The 23,606-nt window shown below is 64.0% G+C and carries 22 protein-coding genes; 4 read left to right on the top strand and 18 right to left on the bottom strand.

Features of this window, described 5'->3' with window-relative positions; translation table 11 throughout:
• Nucleotides 1-49: 49 nt before the first annotated feature.
• The 16 genes from ACFORG_RS17455 to ftsW all read right to left on the bottom strand — a co-directional run bounded on the left by ACFORG_RS17455 (nt 50) and on the right by ftsW (nt 17,857).
• On the bottom strand, nt 50-1,735 hold the full coding sequence (locus ACFORG_RS17455) for a chloride channel protein (protein ID WP_386736815.1): 1,686 nt from the start codon (nt 1,733-1,735) through the stop codon (nt 50-52).
• Nucleotides 1,736-1,811: 76 nt separating this feature from the next.
• Nucleotides 1,812-3,461: a DNA repair protein RecN gene (gene recN, locus ACFORG_RS17450; RefSeq protein ID WP_386736814.1), complete on the bottom strand. Its 1,650-nt coding sequence runs from the start codon at nt 3,459-3,461 to the stop codon at nt 1,812-1,814.
• Nucleotides 3,462-3,482: 21 nt separating this feature from the next.
• Nucleotides 3,483-4,340, bottom strand: coding sequence for an outer membrane protein assembly factor BamD (locus tag ACFORG_RS17445; protein WP_386736813.1), 858 nt, complete (start codon nt 4,338-4,340; stop codon nt 3,483-3,485).
• Nucleotides 4,341-4,541: 201 nt separating this feature from the next.
• Complete coding sequence (gene lpxC / locus ACFORG_RS17440; RefSeq protein WP_386736812.1) at nt 4,542-5,462, bottom strand: UDP-3-O-acyl-N-acetylglucosamine deacetylase; 921 nt, start codon at nt 5,460-5,462, stop codon at nt 4,542-4,544.
• Nucleotides 5,463-5,674: 212 nt separating this feature from the next.
• Nucleotides 5,675-7,321, bottom strand: coding sequence for a cell division protein FtsZ (ftsZ, locus tag ACFORG_RS17435; protein ID WP_386736811.1), 1,647 nt, complete (start codon nt 7,319-7,321; stop codon nt 5,675-5,677).
• 397 nt (nt 7,322-7,718) lie between these two features.
• Nucleotides 7,719-9,053, bottom strand: a complete 1,335-nt coding sequence (gene ftsA / locus ACFORG_RS17430; protein ID WP_386737046.1) for a cell division protein FtsA — start codon at nt 9,051-9,053, stop codon at nt 7,719-7,721.
• A gap of 8 nt (nt 9,054-9,061) precedes the next feature.
• Nucleotides 9,062-10,069, bottom strand: a complete 1,008-nt coding sequence (locus tag ACFORG_RS17425) for a cell division protein FtsQ/DivIB (RefSeq protein WP_386736810.1) — start codon at nt 10,067-10,069, stop codon at nt 9,062-9,064.
• Nucleotides 10,057-10,977 (bottom strand): D-alanine--D-alanine ligase, encoded by a 921-nt coding sequence (locus tag ACFORG_RS17420; protein ID WP_386736809.1) that lies wholly within the window; start codon nt 10,975-10,977, stop codon nt 10,057-10,059. Before ACFORG_RS17420 ends, ACFORG_RS17425 begins: the two co-directional genes overlap by 13 nt.
• A 118-nt stretch (nt 10,978-11,095) precedes the next feature.
• Complete coding sequence (gene murB, locus ACFORG_RS17415; RefSeq protein WP_386736808.1) at nt 11,096-12,022, bottom strand: UDP-N-acetylmuramate dehydrogenase; 927 nt, start codon at nt 12,020-12,022, stop codon at nt 11,096-11,098.
• Between the two features lie 64 nt (nt 12,023-12,086).
• Nucleotides 12,087-12,368: a hypothetical protein gene (locus ACFORG_RS17410; protein ID WP_386736807.1), complete on the bottom strand. Its 282-nt coding sequence runs from the start codon at nt 12,366-12,368 to the stop codon at nt 12,087-12,089.
• Nucleotides 12,361-12,624, bottom strand: a complete 264-nt coding sequence (locus ACFORG_RS17405) for a DUF2484 family protein (RefSeq protein WP_386736806.1) — start codon at nt 12,622-12,624, stop codon at nt 12,361-12,363. The genes ACFORG_RS17410 and ACFORG_RS17405 overlap by 8 nt, the downstream gene beginning before the upstream one ends.
• Nucleotides 12,621-12,863: a DUF2484 family protein gene (locus ACFORG_RS17400; RefSeq protein WP_386736805.1), complete on the bottom strand. Its 243-nt coding sequence runs from the start codon at nt 12,861-12,863 to the stop codon at nt 12,621-12,623. The genes ACFORG_RS17405 and ACFORG_RS17400 overlap by 4 nt, the downstream gene beginning before the upstream one ends.
• Entirely contained in the window at nt 12,860-14,047 is a 1,188-nt protein-coding gene (locus ACFORG_RS17395; RefSeq protein WP_386736804.1) for an APC family permease, read from the bottom strand. The genes ACFORG_RS17400 and ACFORG_RS17395 overlap by 4 nt, the downstream gene beginning before the upstream one ends.
• 72 nt (nt 14,048-14,119) lie before the next feature.
• Nucleotides 14,120-15,520 carry a UDP-N-acetylmuramate--L-alanine ligase gene (gene murC, locus ACFORG_RS17390; protein WP_386736803.1) on the bottom strand — a complete coding sequence of 467 codons (1,401 nt, stop codon included), beginning with the start codon at nt 15,518-15,520 and terminating at the stop codon, nt 14,120-14,122.
• The gene (locus ACFORG_RS17385) at nt 15,517-16,614 is read right to left on the bottom strand and encodes a UDP-N-acetylglucosamine--N-acetylmuramyl-(pentapeptide) pyrophosphoryl-undecaprenol N-acetylglucosamine transferase (protein WP_386736802.1); all 1,098 of its coding nucleotides are present in this window, start codon (nt 16,612-16,614) and stop codon (nt 15,517-15,519) included. The genes murC and ACFORG_RS17385 overlap by 4 nt, the downstream gene beginning before the upstream one ends.
• A 79-nt stretch (nt 16,615-16,693) precedes the next feature.
• Nucleotides 16,694-17,857: a putative lipid II flippase FtsW gene (gene ftsW / locus ACFORG_RS17380; RefSeq protein WP_386736801.1), complete on the bottom strand. Its 1,164-nt coding sequence runs from the start codon at nt 17,855-17,857 to the stop codon at nt 16,694-16,696.
• 139 nt (nt 17,858-17,996) lie between these two features.
• Between ftsW and ACFORG_RS17375 the strand changes: the two genes are divergently transcribed.
• A complete protein-coding gene (locus ACFORG_RS17375) occupies nt 17,997-19,172 on the top strand; it encodes a BaiN/RdsA family NAD(P)/FAD-dependent oxidoreductase (RefSeq protein WP_386736800.1) in 1,176 nt (391 codons plus the stop codon).
• A 35-nt stretch (nt 19,173-19,207) separates the two neighbouring features.
• Here ACFORG_RS17375 and ACFORG_RS17370 read toward each other — a convergent pair whose 3' ends face one another.
• The gene (locus tag ACFORG_RS17370) at nt 19,208-19,540 is read right to left on the bottom strand and encodes a hypothetical protein (RefSeq protein ID WP_386736799.1); all 333 of its coding nucleotides are present in this window, start codon (nt 19,538-19,540) and stop codon (nt 19,208-19,210) included.
• Nucleotides 19,521-20,651 carry an alkane 1-monooxygenase gene (locus ACFORG_RS17365; RefSeq protein ID WP_386736798.1) on the bottom strand — a complete coding sequence of 377 codons (1,131 nt, stop codon included), beginning with the start codon at nt 20,649-20,651 and terminating at the stop codon, nt 19,521-19,523. Before ACFORG_RS17365 ends, ACFORG_RS17370 begins: the two co-directional genes overlap by 20 nt.
• 118 nt (nt 20,652-20,769) lie before the next feature.
• Here ACFORG_RS17365 and ACFORG_RS17360 point away from each other — a divergent pair, with 118 nt between their 5' ends.
• From ACFORG_RS17360 to ACFORG_RS17350, 3 genes are all read left to right on the top strand, one after another.
• Nucleotides 20,770-21,393: a lysoplasmalogenase family protein gene (locus ACFORG_RS17360; protein ID WP_386736797.1), complete on the top strand. Its 624-nt coding sequence runs from the start codon at nt 20,770-20,772 to the stop codon at nt 21,391-21,393.
• A gap of 58 nt (nt 21,394-21,451) precedes the next feature.
• On the top strand, nt 21,452-22,603 hold the full coding sequence (gene ftsY / locus ACFORG_RS17355) for a signal recognition particle-docking protein FtsY (protein WP_386736796.1): 1,152 nt from the start codon (nt 21,452-21,454) through the stop codon (nt 22,601-22,603).
• Nucleotides 22,604-22,694: 91 nt separating this feature from the next.
• Nucleotides 22,695-23,597: an EamA family transporter gene (locus tag ACFORG_RS17350; RefSeq protein ID WP_386737044.1), complete on the top strand. Its 903-nt coding sequence runs from the start codon at nt 22,695-22,697 to the stop codon at nt 23,595-23,597.
• Nucleotides 23,598-23,606: the final 9 nt, after the last annotated feature.

Raw genomic sequence — 23,606 nt, 5'->3', positions numbered from 1 at the left:
GAGAAACTATAGATGATGGTAAGCGTGCCGGATCATCGGTCAAGGCGTGTCACGAATGCTCCTCGGCCGCGGTTGCAGCCAGCGCCCGGTTATAAGCCTTGAGCGCATCCACATGGTAGAGGGCTCCGACCGGTTTTTCGGTCTCCCCTTCCTCTTCGATGACCACTGGAAGACAGGCGACATCCGCCCTGTCGAACACCGGCATCGCCGCTTCGAGCGTGGCGCTGGCCGGGATGCTGAGCCCCTCGGCAATCATTGCTTCGCATTCCTCCCGGCTCATGCAACGCGCGTCGCCCAAGGGCCGCATCACGGCACCGGCACGCAGCATCGCGAGCAGATAGGCCTGCGGGCCCGCAGCCAAATGAACGCCACGACGCTCGAGTTGCGTGAGGAAGAATGACCGGTCGACGAGGCGTGAGGCGAGCGCCGTGGACATCGAAACCGACACCATGACCGCCAGCCCGATCTGCCAGTCGCCCGTCAGTTCGAACACGATCAGCGTGGTCGAGATTGGCGCGCCAAGAACCGCCGCGGCCACTGCGCCCATCCCGGCAAAGGCATAGAGCGTGGCCGTACCCGAAACGTCTGGCAGCAAGCTCGTGGCGACATAGCCAAAGGCCAGACCGGTCAGCGCGCCCAGCATCAGCGATGGAGAGAACACGCCCCCGCCCATACGCCCACCCATCGTGATGGCGACCGCGACGACCTTGATCACCGCGAAAAGGATCGCCGAGGTCAGCAGCAAGTCGCCCGACAATGCCCGGATCGTGGTCTCGTACCCGACGCCGATGATATGCGGAAACCAGATTGCCAGCCCCCCCAAAAGTGCCCCGGAAATCGCCGGGCGCAGCCAGCGCGGCAGGCGCAACCAGTTCTGGACATGCGACCCCATATCCTCTGCCAGAAAGATCGCCTGCATAAGCGCGAGCGCGACAAGCCCGCAGAGCAATCCGAGCAGTAGAAAGGCGGGCAACTCCACATAGAATTGCAGCGAACCCGGCGTATTCAGCACGAACTCGGTCACGTCGCCGTACTCCAGCCGGTTGATGACCGTTCCCGCGACCGAGGCGATGACGATCGGCGCGAAGGCATGTACAGCAAAGTGGCGCAGCACGACCTCGAGTGCAAAGAGCGCTCCGGCGATCGGCGCGTTGAAGCTGGCCGAAACCGCCGCCGCGACCGCGCAGCCCAATAGATCGCGACCCGTGATGCCGTCGGCGTTGATCCGGGCACAAACCCAGGTGGAGATGACGGCCGCCATGTGCACGACCGGCCCCTCTCGGCCAGAAGAGCCGCCAGAGCTGAGCGTGATAAGCGAGGCCACCATTGAAGCGATGCCCTGCTTGGTCTCGACCCGCCCGTCGGTGAGCGCGGCCCCTTCGATCACGTCGGCGACGGACCGGACACGACCGTCGTCGGTCATCACGTGCAGGATGATCCCCACGACCAACCCGCCCACAATCGGAATGACGAGGATCATGTACCACGGAAGAAGTTGCGCCGAACTGTGCAGGAACTGAACGTTTTCGGTCTGGTAAAGAGCGGATTGCAGGGCCGTGATACCCTTGCGGAACAGAACCGCCGCAAGTCCGGCAGCGATCCCGATGGCAAGCGCGATGAACCAGAACTGGATCTGGCTCGGCCCCCTGTGTACCAACACGCGCCAACCATCGCGCAGGGCCGCGATGGTCTGGGTAAGGTACTGGCGCAGTAGCGCTCGGGTGGTCTGGGCCATGGGACGTGCCACCTGTGGCGGGATATCCCCCCTTGTGTAAGCCAGCGCAATGGCAGGCGAAAGTGCCGTTGGCGCCTTAACCCGTCAGCAGTGCGCGCGCCGCGGCGCGGGCCTCCTCGGTGATGGTGTCACCCGATACCATGCGGGCAATCTCGTCGACCCGTTCATCGGGCGACAGCTGCACCACCGTCGACAGGGTCTGCCCTTCGGACACCTGTTTCTGTACACGCCAGTGATATGCGGCCTTTGCCGCGACCTGCGGTGAATGGGTGACGACCAGAACCTGCCCACCTTGTGCAAGCGCAGCAAGGCGGCGGCCGACCGCATCAGCGGTTGCGCCCCCGACGCCCCGATCAATCTCGTCAAAGATCATCGTGCGCCCACTGTCGTCACCGGAAAGACAGACCTTCAAGGCCAGCAGGAATCGAGACAACTCACCGCCAGAGGCAATCTTGTTCAACGGGCCCGAAGGCGCGCCGGGGTTCGTCGCCACGGTAAAGGCCACGGCATCGCGTCCGTCCGGTCCTGCATCCGCATCAGTGATTTTGGTCTCGAACACCGCGCGCTCCATCTTCAGCGGCGCAAGTTCGGCCATCACGGCCGCGTCGAGCGCGCCCGCGCTGGACCGGCGAGCCTCCGAGAGAGCCGCAGCAGCAGCGTCATAAGTCGCCTCTGACGTCTTCAATGCCGTCCGTTGAGCCTCGAGATCGGCGTCACCCGCGTCGAGTGCGGCAAGCCGGGTCCTGAGTGTGTCGGCATGACCGGCCAGATCATCCGGCGCAACCGAGTGCTTTCGCGCTAGCGCCCTGATGGCAAAAAGCCTCTCTTCGATCCGTTCCAACTCGGACGGGTCGAATTCCAGCCCGTTGAGACATGCCTCGACCCCGCCTTGTGCCTCGCCCAGTTCTATCATCGCGCGCGAGAGTGCGGCCAGTGGCTCTTCCAACTGCCCACCTGCGCGGTCGGCCACACCTTCGAGCCACCGCAAAGCATCGCCCATCGCGCCCTCGGCCCCATCGCTGCCGAGCAGGTCAAAGGCCCGCGCGACGTCGCCCCGGATCTTCTCTGCGCCCTGCATCGTGCGGCGAAGAACGTCGAGTTCCGCCTCCTCCCCCGGTTGCGGGTCAAGCGCGTCCAGTTCCGACACCGCGTGGCGCAGGAACTCCTCTTCGGCGCGGATCTCGTCCAGCGCGGCCTCGGTCGCGGCAACGGTCTTGCGCGCACGGGACATGTCGCCCCACGCCGCCCGCGTGGCAGCGATCATGTCGTCATGGTCGGCATAGGCGTCCAACAGCAGGCGGTGCCCACGCGGATTCAGAAGGCCACGATCGTCATGCTGGCCGTGAAGTTCGACGAGCGTCTCGGAAAGTTGCCGCAGAACCTCACCAGAACAGCGGCGATCATTGACCCAGGCGGTCTTGCGCCCGTCCACCGTGTTAACACGCCTGAGGATCAGCTCGGCGCCGCCCGGCAACCCGGCCTCGGCCAGAACCGCGTGGGCGGGATGAGCCTCTGGCAACAGGAATTCGGCCACCACCTCACCCTGCTCTGCACCCTGTCGGACCAGTTCCGCCCGGCCGCGCCAGCCCAGGACAAATCCCAGGCTGTCCAGCAAGATCGACTTGCCCGCACCCGTCTCACCGGTCAGCACGTTCAGACCCGGCTGGAAGCCAAGCTCCAGCCGGTCGATGATGAGCATGTCCCGAATATCAAGCGCGCGCAGCATCCGCGTGCAGACCTCCGCCCGTCAGAGCCACTGGCCCTTGATCGACTGGCGATAGATCTGGCTCAGCCAGTTGTTGCCAAGATCGCGAGCTTCAAGGCCCCGCGCCGTCAACAACTTGTAGCTGGCTTCGTACCACTCCGACGATCGATAGTTATGTCCAAGGATCGCACCCGCTGTCTGTGCCTCGTTCACCAGACCGAGCGAGAGATAGGCCTCGACCAAGCGGTGCAACGCCTCCGCCGTGTGGGTCGTGGTCTGAAAATCCTCAACCACGACACGGAACCGGTTGATCGCGGCAGAGTAGTGCTGTCGCCGCAGGTAGTAACGACCGATCTCCATCTCTTTGGCGGCGAGGTGATTGAAGGCAAGGTCGAACTTGAGGATCGCCGAGGTCGCGTATTCGCTGTCGGGATACACCTCGATCACAGTGCGTAGCGCCTGCAGCGCCTGGAATGTCAGGCCCTGGTCGCGACCGACCTCGTCGATCTGATCGTAATAGCTGAGGGCAAGGAGGTATTGCGCATAGGCCGCGTCCTCGTCGGTCGGGTAGAAATCGATGAAACGCTGCGCCGCCGAACGGCTTTCGGGATAGTCCTTGCCGCTGTGAAAGGCGAAGGCCTGCATTATCAGCGCCCGCTTGGCCCAGTCCGAATATGGATAAAGCCGCTCAACTTCGGAGAAGTACCACGCCGCGTCATCCGGACGGTTCTGCGACAGCTCGTACTCGCCGCGCTCGAAAATCTGTTCGGCAGTGTACCCTTCAAGGTTCTGGGTGCGGTCGGCAGCCTGACGGAACGGTCCGCCACCGCTGCAGGCGGCCAGCAAAAGAACGAGGAGAATCGCGCTGATCCATCTTGCCCCTGCACGCATGCCGCTCATCCTGCCTAATCCTTGTCGTCCGCCTTGTCCGGTGTGTTTGCCCCCGGATTGTGGCCCGGTCTAGCACATAAAATTCCGGGGCAAAACGCCTTTAACACCTGCTGCGCGCATGTCGGGCAAGCCTGTTGCACAGGGCCGTTTCGACAGCGAAAACCCGCCCGTGGCAGATCACGGACGGGCAAGACATCAAAGATCGGAAAATCAGGCGACTTGCGGAATTTCGGCGCGCACCAGCCCCTCGCCCGGCAGGCAGGCGGTCTGATCCGGCGAGCACAAAACCGGGCGCACCGCACCTGGCGTGTCGAACAGCTTGCGAAGCAGCGCGTTGGTCAACGAATGCCCAGCCTTGTCGCCAACGTAATGGCCAAGGATCGGCCCGCCGGCGAGGTTCAGGTCGCCCAAGGCGTCAAGCATCTTGTGTCGAACCGCTTCGTCTGCATGGCGCAACCCGCCCGGCGTCAGAATCTGGTCACCATCGACAACCACCGCGTTTTCGAGCGTTCCGCCTAGGGCCAGCCCGTTGGCGTGCATCGCCTCGACATCCGAACGCCGACAGAATGTGCGGCTATCGCTGAGTTCGCGTGCAAACGTTCCGTTGCGCATGTCGAGGGACATGCTCTGCCGGCCGATCGCCGCATCCTCGAAATCGATGTGAAACTCGATCTCCAGCCGGTCGGACGGAAGCAGGGTGGCGCGTGCTCCATCGCGTTCGACCGTCACCGGCTCTAGCACCTGGTAGGCCAGCACGGGGACGGCCTGCCGCTGGGTTCCGCGCGCCATGATGCCTCGCACGAAGTCCACCGACGAACCATCCATGATCGGAACTTCGGGTCCGTCGATCTCGATCAATGCGTTGTGCACGCCGCATCCTGCAAGGGCCGCCATTATATGTTCGACTGTCGACACCGAGACCCCTGCCCGGTTCACCAAGCGGGTGCAAAGCGGCGTTTGTTCAACAACATCATAAAGCGCTGGGATCAGCGCGTCGCCAAGCTCGATATCCGTCCGCTTGAACCAGATGCCGTGTCCGGCTGCCGCCGGGCGCAGAACCATGGTGGCCGGTTTCCCGCTATGGAGACCGACGCCCTTGAACGTGACCGGGGATTTGAGCGTGCTTTGCAAGACGAGCCTCTGTCAGTAGTTTCCGATGTCTTAAGCACCGGGTTGACACTCAGGTAAGGGAGCCCCCCTCGTCACTCAACTCAAACTTTGCAACCAAATGAAACATGTTCGTAACAGTTGGGCGAAACCGTGCCTACGCCTGTTGGAACCGTTGATTTCAAACGAAAAAAGGCCACCAAAGGGTGGCCCTTTTCCTTGTTTCGTGACCGCTATCAGTTGGCTTGACGCCGCAGGAAGGCGGGGATTTCAATGCGCTCCTGCTCCGGGTCCGGCTCTGCCTGATGCTGAGGTTGGGCATGTGCCGTGTTGTCCTGCGGGCGCACTTGCGGTTGTTGGCGCGGCGGCTGTGCGGGCGTGTCAGCTGCATGGCCGGTCATCCGGTCGATGAGGCGATTGAAGCCAAATCGCGGCTTTTCCTGCCCCACCTGCGGTTGGGCGGGCGGCGTCTGGGGGGCGGCTGGCTGGCTTTGTCCTTGGCTACGCGGCGCGTTACGGACTGCGGTCTGCAATCGCTGAATCGCCTCGGGCGACGGTGTACCCGGTGCGGGAGCACGCGGCGCGACAAAGGTTTCGGCTGGTGTTTCCGCGAAATCCTGAAGCGGCTCGAACGCGGCTACTTTCGGCTGGTAGGCCGGCGGCGGCAAACCGTCATCGTCAAGGAGTTCGGGTTCGTCGTCAAAGATGTCCTCGCCGAGATCCTGCGCCGCAGTTTCCTCGACATTCATGGTTTCGAAGAGGCTCGGCTCTTCGGCCGCTTCAGCGACGGGCGCCAGTGCTGGCTCGGTCAGTGGAAGCGGCGCGGGCTTTTCTTCGACCGGCTCTTCGGCAGACACTTTCTGCTTGAGCGGGGCCGACATCGGGCGACGCGGCACCGGAATGTCGTTCTGGTTTTCGGAAGCATCGATCCCGGTCGCGACGACGGACACGCGCATCGCACCTTCCATCCCGGTATCCAGCGTCGAGCCGACGATGATGTTGGCTTCGGGATCGACTTTTTCGCGGATCACGTTTGCCGCTTCGTCCAGTTCGAACAGTGTCAGGTCGTGACCGCCGGTGATGTTGATCAGGACACCCTTTGCGCCGTTCAGGCTGATCTCGTCGAGCAGCGGGTTGGCGATGGCCTTCTCGGCGGCCTGCATGGCGCGATCTTCGCCCTCGGCCTCGCCGGTTCCCATCATGGCCTTGCCCATCTCGTCCATCACGGCCCTTACATCGGCGAAGTCGAGGTTGATGAGGCCCGGGCGCACCATCAGGTCGGTCACACCCTTCACACCCTGGTACAACACGTCGTCGGCCATCGAGAACGCCTCGGTAAAGGTCGTCTTCTCGTTGGCGAGGCGGAACAGGTTCTGGTTCGGGATGATGATCAGCGTGTCGACGACCTTCTGCAGGGCATCGACGCCGTCTTCGGCCTGGCGCATGCGTTTGGCGCCTTCGAATTGGAACGGCTTGGTCACGACACCGACCGTCAGAACGCCTAACTCACGCGCGGCCTGCGCAATGATCGGGGCGGCGCCGGTGCCGGTTCCGCCGCCCATTCCGGCAGTGATGAAACACATATGCGCACCGGCTAGGTGATCGACGATCTGCTCGATGCTTTCTTCGGCGGCAGCGGCGCCCACGCTGGCCCGCGCACCTGCGCCCAAGCCTTCGGTCACCTTGACGCCCAACTGGACGCGGTTCTCGGCGCGACTCTGCTGCAAGGCCTGCGCGTCGGTGTTGGCCACGACGAAGTCAACCCCGTCGAGCATCTTCTCGATCATGTTGTTCACGGCGTTTCCGCCCGCCCCGCCCACACCGAAAACGGTAATCCGGGGCTTCAGCTCATCTTGACCGGGCATCGAAAGGTTTAATGTCATGCTCTGTCCGCCTGTTCTATCGCCCGCCTTTGCGGGGCTTTTTCTGCCTATCCTGTGGGTAACACTACGCGTCCCGATGCCCCGCGTCACGCCAAAAACGCAAAAATGCAACAAAATATGGAAATTTTCTGGCGGAAACCCGCGAAATTTTGCCGAGCTGGCCAGATATAGGGGACGAGCGCATTTGAACACATAAAGACGATCCGACCGCGCTTGGCGATCCCAGCGCGGCATAACGGAACTTGATGTGTTGGGGACCTGCTCGCCCCGGATGCGGCCTCTTTCGGGCCGTCACTCAACCTGTAGCATTATCGTTCAAGCCTGTCACCCACCTGTGGTAACGCATGTGCCAAGAATTCCGCCGGATCACTCATTTCTCTCGTCCAACCGGCCGCCTTTACCAATTGTCCTTGAACCACCTGACTGCGCGCCGCAGCGACTTGGCAGGGTAACGATCAACAGGGATCTCGAAATCCCACCATTCGTCCTGAGGATGGGCCGCAAAGAGGCTCAGGCCCACAGCCGACGAGAACCCGGCTCCAGTGGCCGATTGTGGCAGACCGTGGACACGCAATGGACGTCCGAGGCGCACGCGCTGGCCGAGGATGCGGCTGGCTAGCCCATCGAGCCCCATAACCTGGCTTGCACCACCAGTCAGAACGATCTGCTGGCTGGGCAGATGGTCGAACCCGGCAGCGTCGAGACGCGCCCTTACCTCTTCGAGGATCTCCTCGACCCGCGGACGCATGATGCCGATCAGCTCGGCGCGGGTGATGGTGCGGCGGTCATGTTCCCAGTCGCCGGTATCGCCCCCCACGTCGATATGGTCCCGATCATCCGCTCCGGTGGCATGCACGCCACCGCAAAAGGTCTTGATCCGCTCAGCCGTGGCCATCGGCAGACCGAACCCCATCGAAATGTCGCCGGTCACGTGATCGCCGCCCATGCGCACGCAATCGGAATAAATCATGTGCTTCTTCATGAAGATCGAGATCGAGGTCGTACCGCCCCCCATGTCGATGCAGGCCGCGCCCAGCTCCTGCTCGTCCTCGACCAAAGCCGAAATCCCCGACACATAGGCCGAGTTGGCGATACCCGCGAGTTCGAGGTCGCAGCGCTGTATGCAGTGCACAAGGTTCTGGATCGCCGCCGAGTCCACCGTAAGCATGTGCATGTCCACCGACAGGCTCTGGCCAAGCTGGCCGCGCGGATCGATCAGGCCCGAACGATGGTCGAGCGCGAAATTGACCGGCTGCGCATGCAGCACTTCGCGTCCGGGGCCATATTCAGGCACTTCACATTCATTGAGCACACGACCGATCTCGGCCTCGGTAACGACCTGCGCCTCAAGATCGACCTTGGCATCGAGGCCATAGGATCGCGGGTTCGCTCCCGAAAAGCAGGCGATCACGTGGTCCACGCGAATGTCCGCCATCTTCTGCGCGGCTTGCAATGCGGTCCGGATCGCGCGCTCGGTCTCCTGCATGGCGGTGATTTCACCGAACTGCACCCCGCGCGAGCGTGTCGTCGCCGCGCCGATCACCCGAAACCCGGTCTGCCCTGCCATCGAGCCGATCCCGGAATCCTCGGAGAGCCGCGCCGAGCCGTCGAACCGCAGCACAAGGCAGGCGATCTTGGAGCTGCCCACGTCCAGAATGGCCACCACGCCACGCTGCATCGCCTGGCGGCGCATCTGCCGCATTGCCCGTTGAGACTGGTAGAGATCGGTCATCATCTTCGTCACTGCCTGCCCGCTGTTGCTGCTGCTTTCATGCGCCACCATTCCGTCACTGCCGCCTCGGACATGCGGATGGTAGGCCGGTTCGAAATCCGCATGTCGACCACCGCGACGTCCCGCTCCAGCAGGTCCTGAACCTCGCTGACGGCCAGAACACGCTCAAGTGCCTGAACAGGTCGCGTGGTCGGAAGCTGAATGCGTTGGTCGCGATCAAGGACAATGTCCCACCGCCGCTCGCCTATACGCTCGATGCCGCGCAACCTCTCGCCCAAGGGCGCGGCTGCGCGGAACAGGGCCAAAGCCTCGTCGACGCGTGTGTTCGCACCCTGCCCGGCCATCAGGGGCAAGTCCGGACGATCGGCCCGCGCCGCGAGGTTATCGACATGCGCACCGGTTTCGTCCAGCATCTCGAGGCCGTTGCGCGTGCGCCACAACATCACTGGCTGCCGCTCTTCGACGTCGATCTGCAAGATGCCGCCGGGCCGGACACGAACCGCTGCGGTTTTGACGGGGTCGAGCCCGGTCACCACGTCGCGGATCCGCTCCACGTCCAGCTCGAAAGAGCTTATAGGGAAATCGACAGACACGACCTCGCGGATATCCGCGTCCAGGTTCGGGCCCGCACCGTCGATGGCCAATAGCTTGACCATGAATTCGGGGCGCTCCTGGATCGAGGCACGGGTGTCGGCGACAAAGGCACGCAAGGCGTCGCGACGCTCTTCATTTGCGAGAAAGGCGCTGGTCACTGCCAGTGTCAGGCAGAACGGTACACCGAACCGCAGCCCAAGCCGGATGCCGGGTGTCAGCATCAGGCGCTGAATACGCCACGCCAGCCGCGATGGCGCCGGGTCGGCCTTGCGCGCAGCTTGCCGCAATCGCCCACCGGTATCGATGCGGATGGGATGATCGACCTCTTCGCCCGTCTCGCCGCTTTCATAGCGGGCGTCCTGCGCGACCAGCGGCTTGGGTCGGAAAAGGACCGGCAGCAAGCGGCGGCTCATCTGTCGCATGAGGCGTCCTCCACCATCCAAGCACAAAGCTCACCAAAGCTCATTCCCAACTCGCCCGCCTGCTCTGGCACGAGCGATGTGGGGGTCATCCCGGGTTGCGTATTCGTCTCCAGCAGGAACAAACCGGCAGCGCCCTTGGACTCGTCCCAGCGGAAATCGGTCCGGCTGACACCACGACATCCCAGCGCCCGATGCGCGCGCAAGGCATAATCGAGGCAAAGCTCGAAGATTTCCTCGGGAACTTTCGCGGGAATTTCATGCCGCGATCCGCCGGGCGCGTATTTCGCGGCGTAATCGTACCAGCCATCGGTGATGATGTCGGTCACGCTGACCGCGCGGTCCCCAACCACTGTCGTAGTAAGTTCGCGCCCCGGCACATATTGCTCGACCATCACCTGTGCGGGCATATCGGCGCCCAGTTTGGGCGGGCCGTTCGCGGCCTCGTGCACGATGTATATCCCGACAGAGGAACCTTCGTTGTTCGGCTTGACCACGTAAGGCGGGGTCAGAACATGCCGCGCCTCTACTTCGGACTTGTCGACGATCACGCTTTCGACCACCGGCAGCCCGGCGGCCCGATAGACTTCCTTGCTGCGCTGTTTGTCCATGGCCAACGCGGAGGAAAGGACGCCGGAATGGGTATACGGGATGCGCAGCCATTCCAGCATCCCCTGAACGCAACCATCCTCGCCCCACCGTCCATGGAGCGCGTTGAATACGACATCTGGCGAAGTCTGGACAAGCCGCGCGCACAGGTCAGAGCCGGCATCCAGCTCGACCACTTCGTATCCTTCTCCCCTCAGGGCGGTTGCGCATTCCCGTCCGCTGCTGAGCGACACCTCGCGCTCGGCCGAAGGTCCGCCCATCAATACCGCCACTTTCCGGGGTGTCCTGCTCGACTGACCCACGATTAGCGCCTCAATGTCCCCGAACCCTTTTGGCGGGTCCGTTATCGTTCGTTTTTCCCCGGATTCCGCCCCTGAACTCTGTCGAGTAACTGCCTGAAAGGGTTAACGGATGCGGGGTTCATTCTTGTCGCGGATCGCCGACCCGCATGATTTCCCACTCTAGCGTGATGCCGCTCGTCTCGTAAACCTTTTTTCGCACCGCCTCGCCCAGACCTTCGAGATCAGCGGCGGTTGCGCCACCGGCATTGATGAGAAAGTTGGAGTGTTTCTCCGACATCTGCGCCCCGCCCAGCCGCGCGCCGCGCATCCCTGCCTCGTCGATGACCTTCCACGCCTTGAGATCGTGAACGTCGTCGGCCCGCCCGGTCGACGAAAACCCGGCGGGATTGCGAAAGGTCGACCCGGCGCTGCGGTCCTTTGTGGGTTGCGTTGCGTCGCGCTTGGCCAGTTGCTCTTCCATGCGCGCGTTCAACGCCTCCGGATCGCCCGGCGGCCCCTCGAACACCGCTTCGACCAGGACGGCACCCACGGGCAGGTCCGATTGTCGGTAGCGCAGGTTCAATTCCTGCGGTTGCAGATGACGCAAGTCGCCCTGCCGGGTAACGACAGTCACGCCGCGCAACACGTCGGCCGTGTAGGTCCCGTAGCAGCCCGCGTTCATCCGCACCGCACCGCCGACCGAACCCGGAATGGTGCGCAGAAAGGTCAGATCAACCCCCGCATCGGCGGCCTTGCGCGCAACATGGGCGTCGAGCGCCGCCGCCCCCGCTGTCACCGTCCGTCCTTCAACCTTAATGGCATTGAACCCACGGCCCAGCCGGATCACCATCGCCCGCAGCCCGCCGTCCCGCACGATCAGGTTGGACCCCACGCCCATGGGAAAGACGCTAACGTCCTGCGGCAACCGGCGCAGCATCTGCTGCAAGTCCTCCAGATCGGCAGGCTGAAACAGCCAGTCGGCAGGCCCACCCACGCGTAGCCAAGTCAGTTCGGACAAGTCCCTCTGGGCGGTCAGCTTGCCACGGATGCCGTCGCTGTCGATCATGATTGTGTCTTCCTTTGCCTGTTGGCGCGCATGTAACGCGAACCTCGCCATGGGAACAACGCCCTCACTTGCCGCGCGTTCGCCACCAACCGGCCAGGGCACCCAACCACAGGCCCAACACCACGGGGCCGAGTCCCGTGACAGACATGAACACGATTGCGATGCCGCCCCATTGATCCGCCGACCGCTGGGCATACAGGATGAAAGAGGCCATCAAGATCAGCAGGGAACCACCAATCCACACTGCGCCCCGCGCCTGCCCGCGCCCTGCCATCCGCCAACCAAGAACACCGGCCCCCAGGAACAGGCCCAGCGGGATGAAAAGAAAGAGCACTTGGTCACTCATCGCTCCGTCCCCCGCCAAAGGCGCGCGTCGCCCGGCGGCCAAGATAGATCACGGGCCAACGCAGCACCGACATACCCGCCAGCAACACCAGCAGACCGACCCATGGCCCGTTCTGCCACGCAACCCAACCAAGGATGGGAATACCCAACCCGATGAGCCAATACGCCCGGGTCCAGTGGTTATCGCGACTTGGCATCATGGCAAGGACGTTTGCCGCCAGCGCCCAGGTCGCAGCACAGATCAGCGAGCCGTTCATTTCGCCGCCCCGCGCCATTTGCGCCAGAAATAGATCAGCGGATTGCGAAACATGGACAGAAACGCGGCTAAGGCGCCGAGGGCGGCCAGCCAACCGTGCTGCCAGCCCAGAGCCGCGATCAAGACCGGCGCGGCCAGCATCAGGATGGAGCCCGGCAGGTATTGCCGCCGCATTGGCAGAAAGGCCACCAGCGTCGCCGCCAGCACCCAGATGATGGCCAAAGTGACCGATAGCGTCATGCCATCCCTCCTATCGCGACGGTTAAAGCCGTCAATGACAGCACGAGACCCACCACCGGCACCGCCATCGGAACCCGGAACGGCGCTTCGGGCGAGCGCCGTTTCTCCAGAACCAGCGCGGCGTTGACCAGAACGAAGACCGACAAAAGGATCGCCGAGGTGGTTTCCGCCAAGGTCGCAAGCGGCACGAAGAGTGCTGCCAGAACCACCAGCGATCCGATCAAAGTTGTGGCGCGCACCGGCGTTCCGAACCGGGGATGCGCCCGATGGAACATGGCCAGCGGACCCGGGCGCTTGCCCAGACCGTACAGCACGCGGCTTGCCATCACGATCTGCGCCAGCACTCCGTTCAGCGCGGCGAACACCGCTATTGCGGACAGGAATTCCCCCGATCCGCCTTGCGCGCCCTGCCAGACAAGAACCAGCGGACTTTCCGATCCCGACAGCTGCGCCAAAGGCACGGCGCGCACCGTGGCAAGGGTCACGACCGCGTAAAGCCCCGTGGTGATGACCAATGAGACAAGAATTGCCAGCGGCAGGGTCCGGGCGGGGCGTTCGACCTCTTCGGCCATATTGACGATATCTTCAAACCCGATGAAGGCGAAAAACGCCAGCACACCGCCCAGGCCGATCCCCACCAGATGCGGCGCGGCGGGTGCTGCCCAATCCACGCTTGGAGGCGCGGTGAACCCAGCCCAGGCCACAAGCGCAAGCCCCGCGATCTCGATCACGGTAAAGACGGCAGCAAGCGCAAGGCTCTCAAGCACGCCGAGGATGGCGACAGTGGTCAATGCAGCGCCAAGGATCAGGATAGCCCAGACGGACGGAACCTCGACGGCGGTCGTCAGGTAGCCCACGCCACCGCGCAGGACCGCCCCGGCCGAAATCGTACCGGCAGCCGTGATCGCAAGCCCGACCAGCAACGCCAGCGCCCTGCTCGACAGACCCCGCCCGACATAAGCGGCCTCGCCCGCCGCTTCAGGCAGCCGGGTCGAGAACTCGGCATAGGACATCGCCGTCGGGGCAGCGATCAGCCCCGCGACAAGAAAGGAGAGCGGCGCCCAGATACCGGCATCCGCAGCCACAGCGCCGACCAGTACGTAGATACCAGCCCCGACCATCACGCCGACGCCATAGGCGGTCAGCAGGCCCGGTCCGATGCGGCGGCGCAGATCGTCAGCCATGACGCCACCCCACGCGGCGCAGTGCAAGACTGCGTGAAACGGGGTGATGGGCCACGGGGCGCGGCGGCATGCTCACTCCTTCGTCAATCGCTCCGGCAGGGCATTCGCCCAGGCGCTGATCGTGCCCGCACCAAGGCAGACCACCATGTCGCCGGGACCGGATTGTTCCCGCACCAAGCGTACCAGATCATCCTCGTCGAGTATCGCGCGCGCATGGCGATGGCCATGGCGGATCAGCCCGGCCACCAGGTCGTCGCGCGATGCGCCCGGCATGGGGTCTTCTCCGGCTGCATAGACCTCGGTAATTGCGACGACATCGGCCTCATTGAAGCAGGTACAGAAATCATCGAACAAATGCGACAACCGGCTGTAGCGATGCGGCTGGTGCACCGCGATCACACGACCTTCGCTGGCCTGCCGCGCGGCCTTGAGCACGGCCGCGATCTCGACCGGGTGGTGACCGTAATCGTCGATCACGGTCACGCCGCCCGCCTCGCCGACCTTGGTGAAGCGGCGATTGACACCACCAAACCCGGCAAGCGCCTCACGGATCTCGGCCCCCTTCATGCCCAGATGCCGGGCCACCGTTGCCGCGGCGAGAGCGTTCGACACGTTGTGATCGCCCGGCATGGGCAATGTGCAGCCCTCGACCGTCATGTCCTCGTCCTGGAACAGGATATCGAAATGCGCCACGCCCTTGTCATAAGTAAGGTTCACGGCGCGCACATCGGCCTGCGCATTGAAACCATAGGTCCGGATCCGGCGGTCGGTCACCTTGCCGACCAGTGCCTGCACCTCGGCATGGTCGGTGCAGCACACGGCCAGCCCGTAAAATGGGATGTTCGACACGAAGTCGTAAAAGCCCTGCCGCAAGCGGTCAAAATCGCCCCAATGCTCCATATGCTCGGGGTCGATATTCGTGACAATCGCAATGGTTGCCGGCAGACGGTTGAACGACCCGTCGCTTTCATCGGCCTCCACCACCATCCATTCACCCTGCCCCATCCGGGCGTTCGAGCCATAGGCGTGGATGATGCCGCCATTGATGACGGTCGGGTCGAACCCGCCCGCGACCATCAGCTCGGCCATCATCGTGGTGGTGGTGGTCTTTCCATGCGTTCCGCCAATCGCGATGTTCGACTTCAGCCGCATCAGCTCGGCCAGCATGTCGGCCCGGCGTACCACCGGCAAGCCTTGGGCACGCGCCCCATCCAACTCGGGATTGCCCGGTTTGATGGCGGTCGAGACCACGACCACTGCGGCACCCTCCAAGTTTTCCGCGCTCTGCCCTTCGAAGATGCGCGCGCCGTGCTCGGCAAGGCGCTGGGTGATCGGCGTCGACTTCAGGTCGGATCCCTGCACCGAGTAGCCGAGATTCAACAGCACTTCGGCGATGCCCGACATGCCGATGCCGCCGATCCCCACGAAATGGATCGGCCCCACGTCCTGCGGCAGTTTGGTTGCGGCGATCATCGGTTCTCCTTCGTGGCTAGGTCCTCGACCAGCGCCGCCAGACGCTCTGTCGCGTCCGGTGCACCGACCGAAAGGGCGGCGCGCGCCATCTGCGCTGCACCGTCGGGATTGGTCATGACGGCGGAGATCTGCTCTGCAAGCGCGTCGGCGTCAAGCCGGCTTTCGGGAACACGGATCGCGGCCCCGGCCTCGACGAGCCCCCGCGCGTTTGCCGTCTGGTGATCGCCCGTCGCCGCGGCATAGGGTATCAGGATCGAGGGCCGCCCGATCACCGAGATATCGGCCACACTGGAGGCGCCTGCCCTGCTGATCACCAGTTGCGCCTCGGACATGCGGCGCGGCACATCCTTGAAAAAGGGCTGCACGTCGGCATCGATCCCGTGCTGGGCATAGAATCCGGCGACGCGGTCGAGGTCCTCTTCGCGCGCCTGGTGGCTGACGCGGAGATGGCGCAGCACCTCGACCGGCTGTGCCGCGATGGCGGAAGGTACAATGTCGGACAAGATGCGCGCACCCTGGCTGCCGCCGATCACAAGGATCGACATCGGGTAATCGCCCGGCGTGATATAGCCTGCGCCAGCACGCTCCAGCACCGCGCCCCTGACGGGATTGCCGGTATGGATCCCCTCAACGCCCTCGGGCAACTCGGTCGGCCACGTCCCGCAGGCCACGCAATCGACGCGCGGCGCGAACAGCGTGTTGACCCGCCCGAGAATGCCGTTCTGTTCATGGATCATGCGCGGCAGCTTGAGCAGTGTCGCGGCGCCCAGCGCCGGGATCGACGGATAGCCGCCAAAACCCACCACCGCGGCCGGAGGATCGCGCCGCATCTGCATCGCCATCCGCGCAACGCCTGCCATGATGCGAGGCCCGGCCGCGATCTTGGCCAGCGCCCCGCCGCGCGAGAAGGTCGCGCTGGGGACCTCGACGATCTCGGTCGTGTGCGGAAACCCCCCGGTGTAGCGGGCACCGCGTGCGTCGGTCGACAGGCGCACGCGCCACCCCCTGCGCAGCATCGCCTCGGCCAGTGCCTGGGCCGGGAACATATGTCCGCCAGTGCCGCCAGCGGCCATCAGGAGGAGCGGTTGCGTCATGGGGTCTCTCCGAATCCGGGTCTTGATCGCGCGCCACCCTGACGGCAGACGCAGGGGGACGCGAGCAGATCGCCCATGTTCACCCTCGTCCGCGCAGGATATCGCCCAACTCGCCCTGAGGACGGGTGCGCGTGAAGGCCAGAAGCATGCCGACCGCGATACCTCCCGCGATCAGCGAAGACCCGCCGTAAGAGACAAAGGGCAACGTCATGCCCTTGGCGGGCAGCAACCGCACCGCCACGCCCATATTGATCATCGCCTGCACGCCGAAGATGCAGGCCAGACCCGTCCCCGCCAGCCGGATGAACATGTCACGCTCGCGCATCAGGCGGAGAAGCGAGCGCACGACGATAGAGGCGTAGAGCGCGATGATGACCAGCACCAGGATCAGCCCGTACTCCTCTGCCGCGACGGCGATGATGAAATCGGTATGCGCATCGGGCAGCGACCATTTCACCTGCCCTTCGCCAACGCCCACGCCGAACAGGCCTCCCTCCTGGATCGCGTTGGTAGCATATCCCAGCTGCGTGGTCGGATCGATATCCGGGTTCAGGAACCCGTCGATCCGGCGCGCGAAATGCTCGGAACTGGAATAGGCGACCATGCCGCCCAGAACCACGACACCGGCCATCGCCACCAGCAAAACCATCGGCGCGCCCGCGACGAAATACATGACGCCCCAGCCAAACAGCACAAGGCAGGCCTGGCCGAAATCAGGTTGCATCACCAGCATCAGCACGATCGAGATACACAGCGCGAATGACCACAACCGCCCTGGCGGGCCATTGATCTCTTGGCTGGCCGCGAACATCCATGCCGCAACCACGATGAACCCCGGTTTCAGGAACTCCGAGGGCTGCAAAGAGGCGAAGCCCAGCGAGTACCAGCGCACCGCGCCCTTACCAAAATCAGTTCCGAAGATCGGCAGCAGGGCCAACGCCACGAAGGACAGGATGAATCCCAAAACCGCCAGCCGCCGCACCAATGTGGGCGACATCATCGAGGTCAGCAGCATCGCCACAAGAGCCACTCCCCCGAAAAAGCCCTGTCGCTGAACGTAGTGGAATGGATCGAACCCGTTGCGTTGCGCTAGCGGTACCGACGCCGCCAAGCCCAGGAGCAACCCTATGACGAACAGAATGAGCACGCAGCTCATCGTCCATTTGTCGAGCGTTCTCCACCATTTGGGTAGAATCGGTTCGCCACCCCGCTCGGGGACAGCGCCATAGACCATCTCAGTCATGGGACCTGCTCTTTCGCTGTTCTGCCTCGTACGCGTCCCGTTTTTTTCGGGATCTGAGCGGAACTCTACAGCGAAATTGCCGGTCGCACCAGCCTCTTCCTCTTGCCATCCGGACCGATCCGCGCCATCGCGGGACATCATGGAATTCGACACGATCATATTGGGCGCGGGTGCAGCGGGCATGATGTGTGCCGCCCATGCGCGGGGCCGCGTGCTGGTCATCGACCACGCCCGCGCGCCCGGCGAAAAGATCCGCATCTCGGGCGGCGGCCGGTGCAATTTCACCAACCTTCACGCCGCGCCGGAAAACTTCCTCTCGAACAACCCGCATTTCTGCAAATCGGCACTGGCCCGCTATACCCAGTGGGATTTCATCGACCTCGTGTCGCGTCACGGGATTGCCTGGCACGAAAAGGCACTGGGACAGCTTTTTTGCGACGACAGCGCCAAGCAGATCATCGCGATGCTGGTCGAGGAAATGACCCGCGCCGGGGCCGAGCTCTGGCTGCGCACCGAGTTGCGCGAGCTGCAAAAGACCGAAAGCGGCTTCGCCCTGTCACTGGATCAGGAAGGAAACCGACACAACCTGACCTGTCGCAACCTTGTCTTGGCCACCGGCGGAAAATCGATCCCCAAGATGGGCGCTACCGGGCTTGCCTATGACATCGCGGAGCAATTCGGGTTGGCGATGACCGAAACGCGCCCTGCGCTGGTCCCTTTCACCTTCACCGATGGTCGGTTCAAACCGCTGGCCGGAGTGTCCGTCGGCGTGCGCGCAACAGCCGGTGGCGCGAGTTTCGACGAGGCGATGCTGTTCACCCATCGCGGCCTCTCCGGTCCGGCCATGCTGCAGATCTCAAGTTACTGGCGCGAGGGCGAACCCATCTCGATCGATCTCACCCACGGCGCGGCGCTCTTCGACACGTTGCGCGCGCAGAGGCAGGCGGCTGGCCGCCGGGCGGTCACGACCGAGCTTGCGCGCCACCTTCCGGCGCGCTTGGTCGACGCGCTGGCCCCCGACCTTCGCCTCTCCGGCAATCTCGCGGATCAGTCCGACGCGCATCTCAAGGCGCTATGCCAGCAACTCTCACAATGGCGCCTCACGCCATCGGGCACCGAAGGATACCGCACGGCCGAAGTCACGCTGGGCGGTATCGATACAGACGCGTTCTCCTCCCGCACGATGGAGGCGAAATCCGTGCCCGGCCTTTTTGCAATCGGTGAGGCGGTGGACGTTACCGGCTGGCTTGGCGGCTACAATTTCCAGTGGGCCTGGTCCTCTGGCCATGCTGCGGCTCAAGCCCTGCACGGATAGGCTGCTGACCGACCCGTGCAACAAGGTGGAACGACTCAAACCCCGACTTTCGGCCCGTGGCAGATCATTTCCTCGCCGATCTCGTCCGCCTCATAAAGTTCGGTCGCTTCGGGATCACCCTCGAACCGGGCGACAAGACCCGAAGGCGACTGCGTGAAGACCCAGCATTGCGGATCCAGCCGATCCTCGTACAGGAAACAGATCTGCTCTCCCTGCTGGTACCAAACACCTTCCTTGCAATCACCGTCCAGAAACGACCAGATCACCCGCCGACCATCGAGATAACGCTCGACCCCATAGGCCACGCCGTCGAACCCATAAAACAGCGTCTTGCCCTTGGTGTAGGTATCAAAGGCTTCCGCCGACATCGGCTCGCCCGCCCACCCCGGCAGGCCCGACAGCAGCAACAGAATCGTGGCGCGGCTCAGCATGGGATGAGTGTGACAGATCGGGACGCCCGCCGCCAAGCCCTTCCATCACGCGCCGCACACGCCGATCCATCACCCGGCGCCAAAGTGGCGGGATCAAGGCGATCGTCGCCATCACCGGCATCGAGTAAGGCCATCGCGGCATATCCGCCTCCAGCCGCAGCGCTGAATAGATGCGGCCGGGATTCGTGTGGTGATCGGAATGACGCGGGGCGTTGAGCATCATCGCCGCGCTGTACCAATGCGGCGCATTCCAAGAATGCGCAGGGCCGGTTGGTTCTGTCCGGCCGTCCGCGCGTGCCTTGCGGCGCAACCCGTAATGCTGAATGTAATCCGCCAGCAGCAACTGTATCTGCGCATAGCCCGCAAGCGCCAGTAGTGCCGCGACACCGGCCCATCCGGCCAGCGCCGCAGCCATCATCACAACGCCAACCTCTCCGAGCGTATAGCGCAGGTAGGGATGCCGCAGACCGGGCCGGCGCCGGGCCTCGGCCAGATAACCGGCCCGTAACTCACCCAGCCATGCGCGCAGCGCAAAAGACCAGAACCCATGGCCCAGCGCGGCAGAGTTCGGGTCACGGTCCGTGGCAACATGGACATGGTGCACCAACAGATGCGCGGGTACGTGCTGCGCATAGAGCAACGTGACATAGACCAGCACGCCCAACCCGCGCTCTGCACGACCGGGGCGGTGGATCAACTCATGCGCGTTGGAATTGGACACCTGCCCCAAAAACAGCCCCGTCCCCGCCCAGAAGGCCAGTGCCTGCGGCCAGTTGAACGCGCCCGCGGCCAGGGCCCAGACGGCGGCAGGCATCACCGCGAAATGCACCAACGCCAGCAGAACCGAATAGACCCGCGCGACCCTTTCGAGGTCCTCCCTCGGCTTCAGTGTGACATTCATCCGGTCCAGGACCCAGACATAGACCGTCATGTATCCAAGGATCGCCCATCCCCAAGCACCCCCGACCGTTGCACCGGCAAGGATCAGCCCGGCCGGAACGAGGCTGGCAATGGCATGAGAGGCAATCGGGATCATCGGCGTCGACACGTGCGTTTACGCCACTGTCGCGCCCCCTTGCCGCCGCTGTCAAACTCCGCCCTTGAATGGCGGCCGTTTTCCGGCGCTCCTGTCGCGCGCCGACCACTGTCAAAGGCGAAAGAACAAAATGGCACTTATCCTCGGACTGGCGGCCGCATGCGCCCTGATTTACCTGCCGCTGGCATCGCGGCCTGCAAGCGTGCCACGCACCGCGTTCAAGACCACGTCCGTGGCCCTGCTTGCCTGCGGATCCGCGCTCGCCGGGCTGCCGTGGCTGTTGACGCTGGCACTTGCACTCTGTGCGATCGGCGACGCGCTTCTTGCGCAGGACAACGAACAGAGCTTCATGGCGGGTGTCGGTGCTTTCGCCGCGGGGCACCTCGCCTATGTCGCGCTTTTTCTGGGCCACCCCAACTCCGACACCGCGCAGATCCTGCAATCTCCGCTTGCGCTGGCCGCGCTCGCCGCGCTCGGGCTGGTGATGGCAGTCAGCCTTGCGCCGCGTGCAGGCGCGCTGCGGGGGCCGGTTCTGGCCTACATCCCGGTCATCCTCGCGATGGGCGTAGCGGTGCTGTCCCTGCCCAATGCCACCGCCCAGCTCGCGGCCCTTGCCTTCGTCGCCTCCGACACCGTCCTCGCGTCCGAGAAATTCCTGCTGCCAGATGACCATCCGGCAAGACGCGTCACACCCTGGCTTGTCTGGCCGCTCTACTGGGGCGCACAGGCCGGCTTCGTTCTGGCCTTTGCGTGACCCTTTGCAACCCGACCCAAACCGCATTAGGTGAAACGGAACCACCCTGGAGACCGACATGGCGTTTTTTTCCAAGCTCAAGGACCGGCTGTTCAAATCCTCCTCGAAACTCGAGGAAGGCCTGGACGCCATCGTCGAAGAAGGTTCCGAACCGGCCCCGGAGGTCGAAACACCGGCGCCACCCCCGGACCCGGAACCAGCCCCCCCTGCGCCTGATACGCCAATTGGCACATCTGCACCGCCCGCACCTGCGCGTGCCCCCCTGCCACACGAAGCCGATGCCGCCCCGCTTCCCACGGAGGCCGCCGCGGAGCCGCAACCCAAGGGGCTGCTGTCGCGCCTTCTGCGCCGCGACACTGACAAGGCCGAACCCCGCCGCACCCTCGACGACGACATGCTCGAACAGATCGAAGAGTTGCTGATCGCGTCCGACATGGGCGTCGATACCGCGCTCCGTGTTACCGCCAACCTCGCCGAAGGCCGCATGGGCCGGCGTGTCTCCACGCGTGAGATCAAGGAGTTGCTCGCGACCGAGATTGCCCGGATCATGGACCCGGTGGCGCGCCCGATGCCGCTCTACCCCAAGCGCCCGCAAGTGGTGCTGGTCGTCGGAGTCAACGGCTCTGGCAAGACGACAACCATCGGCAAGCTCGCCAGCCAGTTCCGCGCCGCCGGAAAGAAGGTGGTGATCGCCGCTGGCGATACCTTTCGCGCCGCCGCCGTCGAGCAGCTTCAGGTCTGGGGCGACCGTGCGGGCGTGCCGGTGCTGACCGCGCCCGAAGGCTCCGACCCGGCGAGCCTCGCCTTTGACGCGCTGACCCGCGCACAGGCCGACGGTGCCGATCTTCTGATGATCGACACTGCCGGACGCCTACAGAACAGGGCCGACCTGATGGAGGAACTTGCCAAGATCGTGCGGGTGATCCGGAAGAAGGACGAGACCGCGCCCCACAATACACTGCTCGTTCTCGACGCGACAACGGGTCAGAACGCGCTCTCGCAGGTAGAAACCTTCCGCAAGCTGGCGGATGTCTCGGGGCTTGTGATGACCAAGCTCGACGGCACCGCCAAGGGCGGCGTCCTCGTCGCGCTGGCGGACAAGTTCGGCCTGCCCATTCACGCGATCGGCGTGGGCGAGCAGATCGACGACCTTGCCCCTTTCGACCCCGAGGAATTCGCAGCCGCGCTTACCGGGCTCGACGCCGCATGAAGCCGACCGGGCGCAGGAACGCCCCCATGCTTCCTCTTGCAGAAAATATCCTCGGGGGGTCCGGGGGGCAGACAGCCCCCCGGCGAGAGCCATAAGCGACTGGCTCATCTCTCTCGAGGGCACCGAGGCTGGCCACAGGCTTGCCCTGCTGCTGGCGCTGTCCGCCGCGTTTTTGCACGCTGTCTTCGGAGCGCTGCAGAAAGGGCGCCACGACCCCTGGCTCTCGCGCGGGGCCATCGATGGCGCCTATTGCCTGATGGCCGCCCCCTTCGCGCTTTTTGTCGTGCCCTGGCCCGAGCCGCACATGTGGGCGATTTTCGCAATCGTCTGGGTTATCCACATCATCTACAAGGTCCTGCAGGCGATGGCCTACATGCGCGGGGCCTACACCGTGGTCTATCCGGTTGTCCGCGGCACCGGACCACTCTTTACCGTGATCGGGGCATACCTGCTCTTCGGAGAGGTCTTCACCGCCACGCAATGGGCCGGGGTCGGCGTCCTGCTGCTGGGCATCTTCGGGCTTGCCGTCTACAACCTCGTGCATCTCGAAACCGCGCGCGAGACACTGGTGCCGGCGCTCGTCCTTGCTGTTGCCACCGGGCTCTTCGTCGCGCTCTATACGACCTATGACGCCTACGGCATCCGGGCCACGGCAGATCCGTTCACCTTCCTTGCCTGGTTTTTCATGATCGACGGCGCAGTGCTGCCGCTGGTCGCCCTGCGGCGATGGCGCAGAATGGCCGATCGCCCTGCCCCCGGCCCGCTTCTGATAAGGGGCTTCGCAGGCGGGCTGGTGGCCTTCTTCTCCTTCGGATCGGTCATGCTGGCCACCCGGCTGGACAAGGTGGGCGAAGCGGCGGTATTGCGCGAGACCTCGACCGTTTTTGCCGCGCTGATCGGATGGCTGGTGTTGAAAGAGACGGTCGGGCCGCGCCGGATCGCCCTGATGGCCTTGATCGCGGCGGGCGCGGTGATAGTTGAGATGGGTGGCTGAGAAGACGAG

The organism is Lutimaribacter marinistellae (genome assembly GCF_042648365.1).
Taxonomy (GTDB): domain Bacteria; phylum Pseudomonadota; class Alphaproteobacteria; order Rhodobacterales; family Rhodobacteraceae; genus Lutimaribacter_A; species Lutimaribacter_A marinistellae.
Note: the sequence above shows the minus strand (reverse complement) of the source record. Positions and strands in the feature narration are given on the sequence as shown.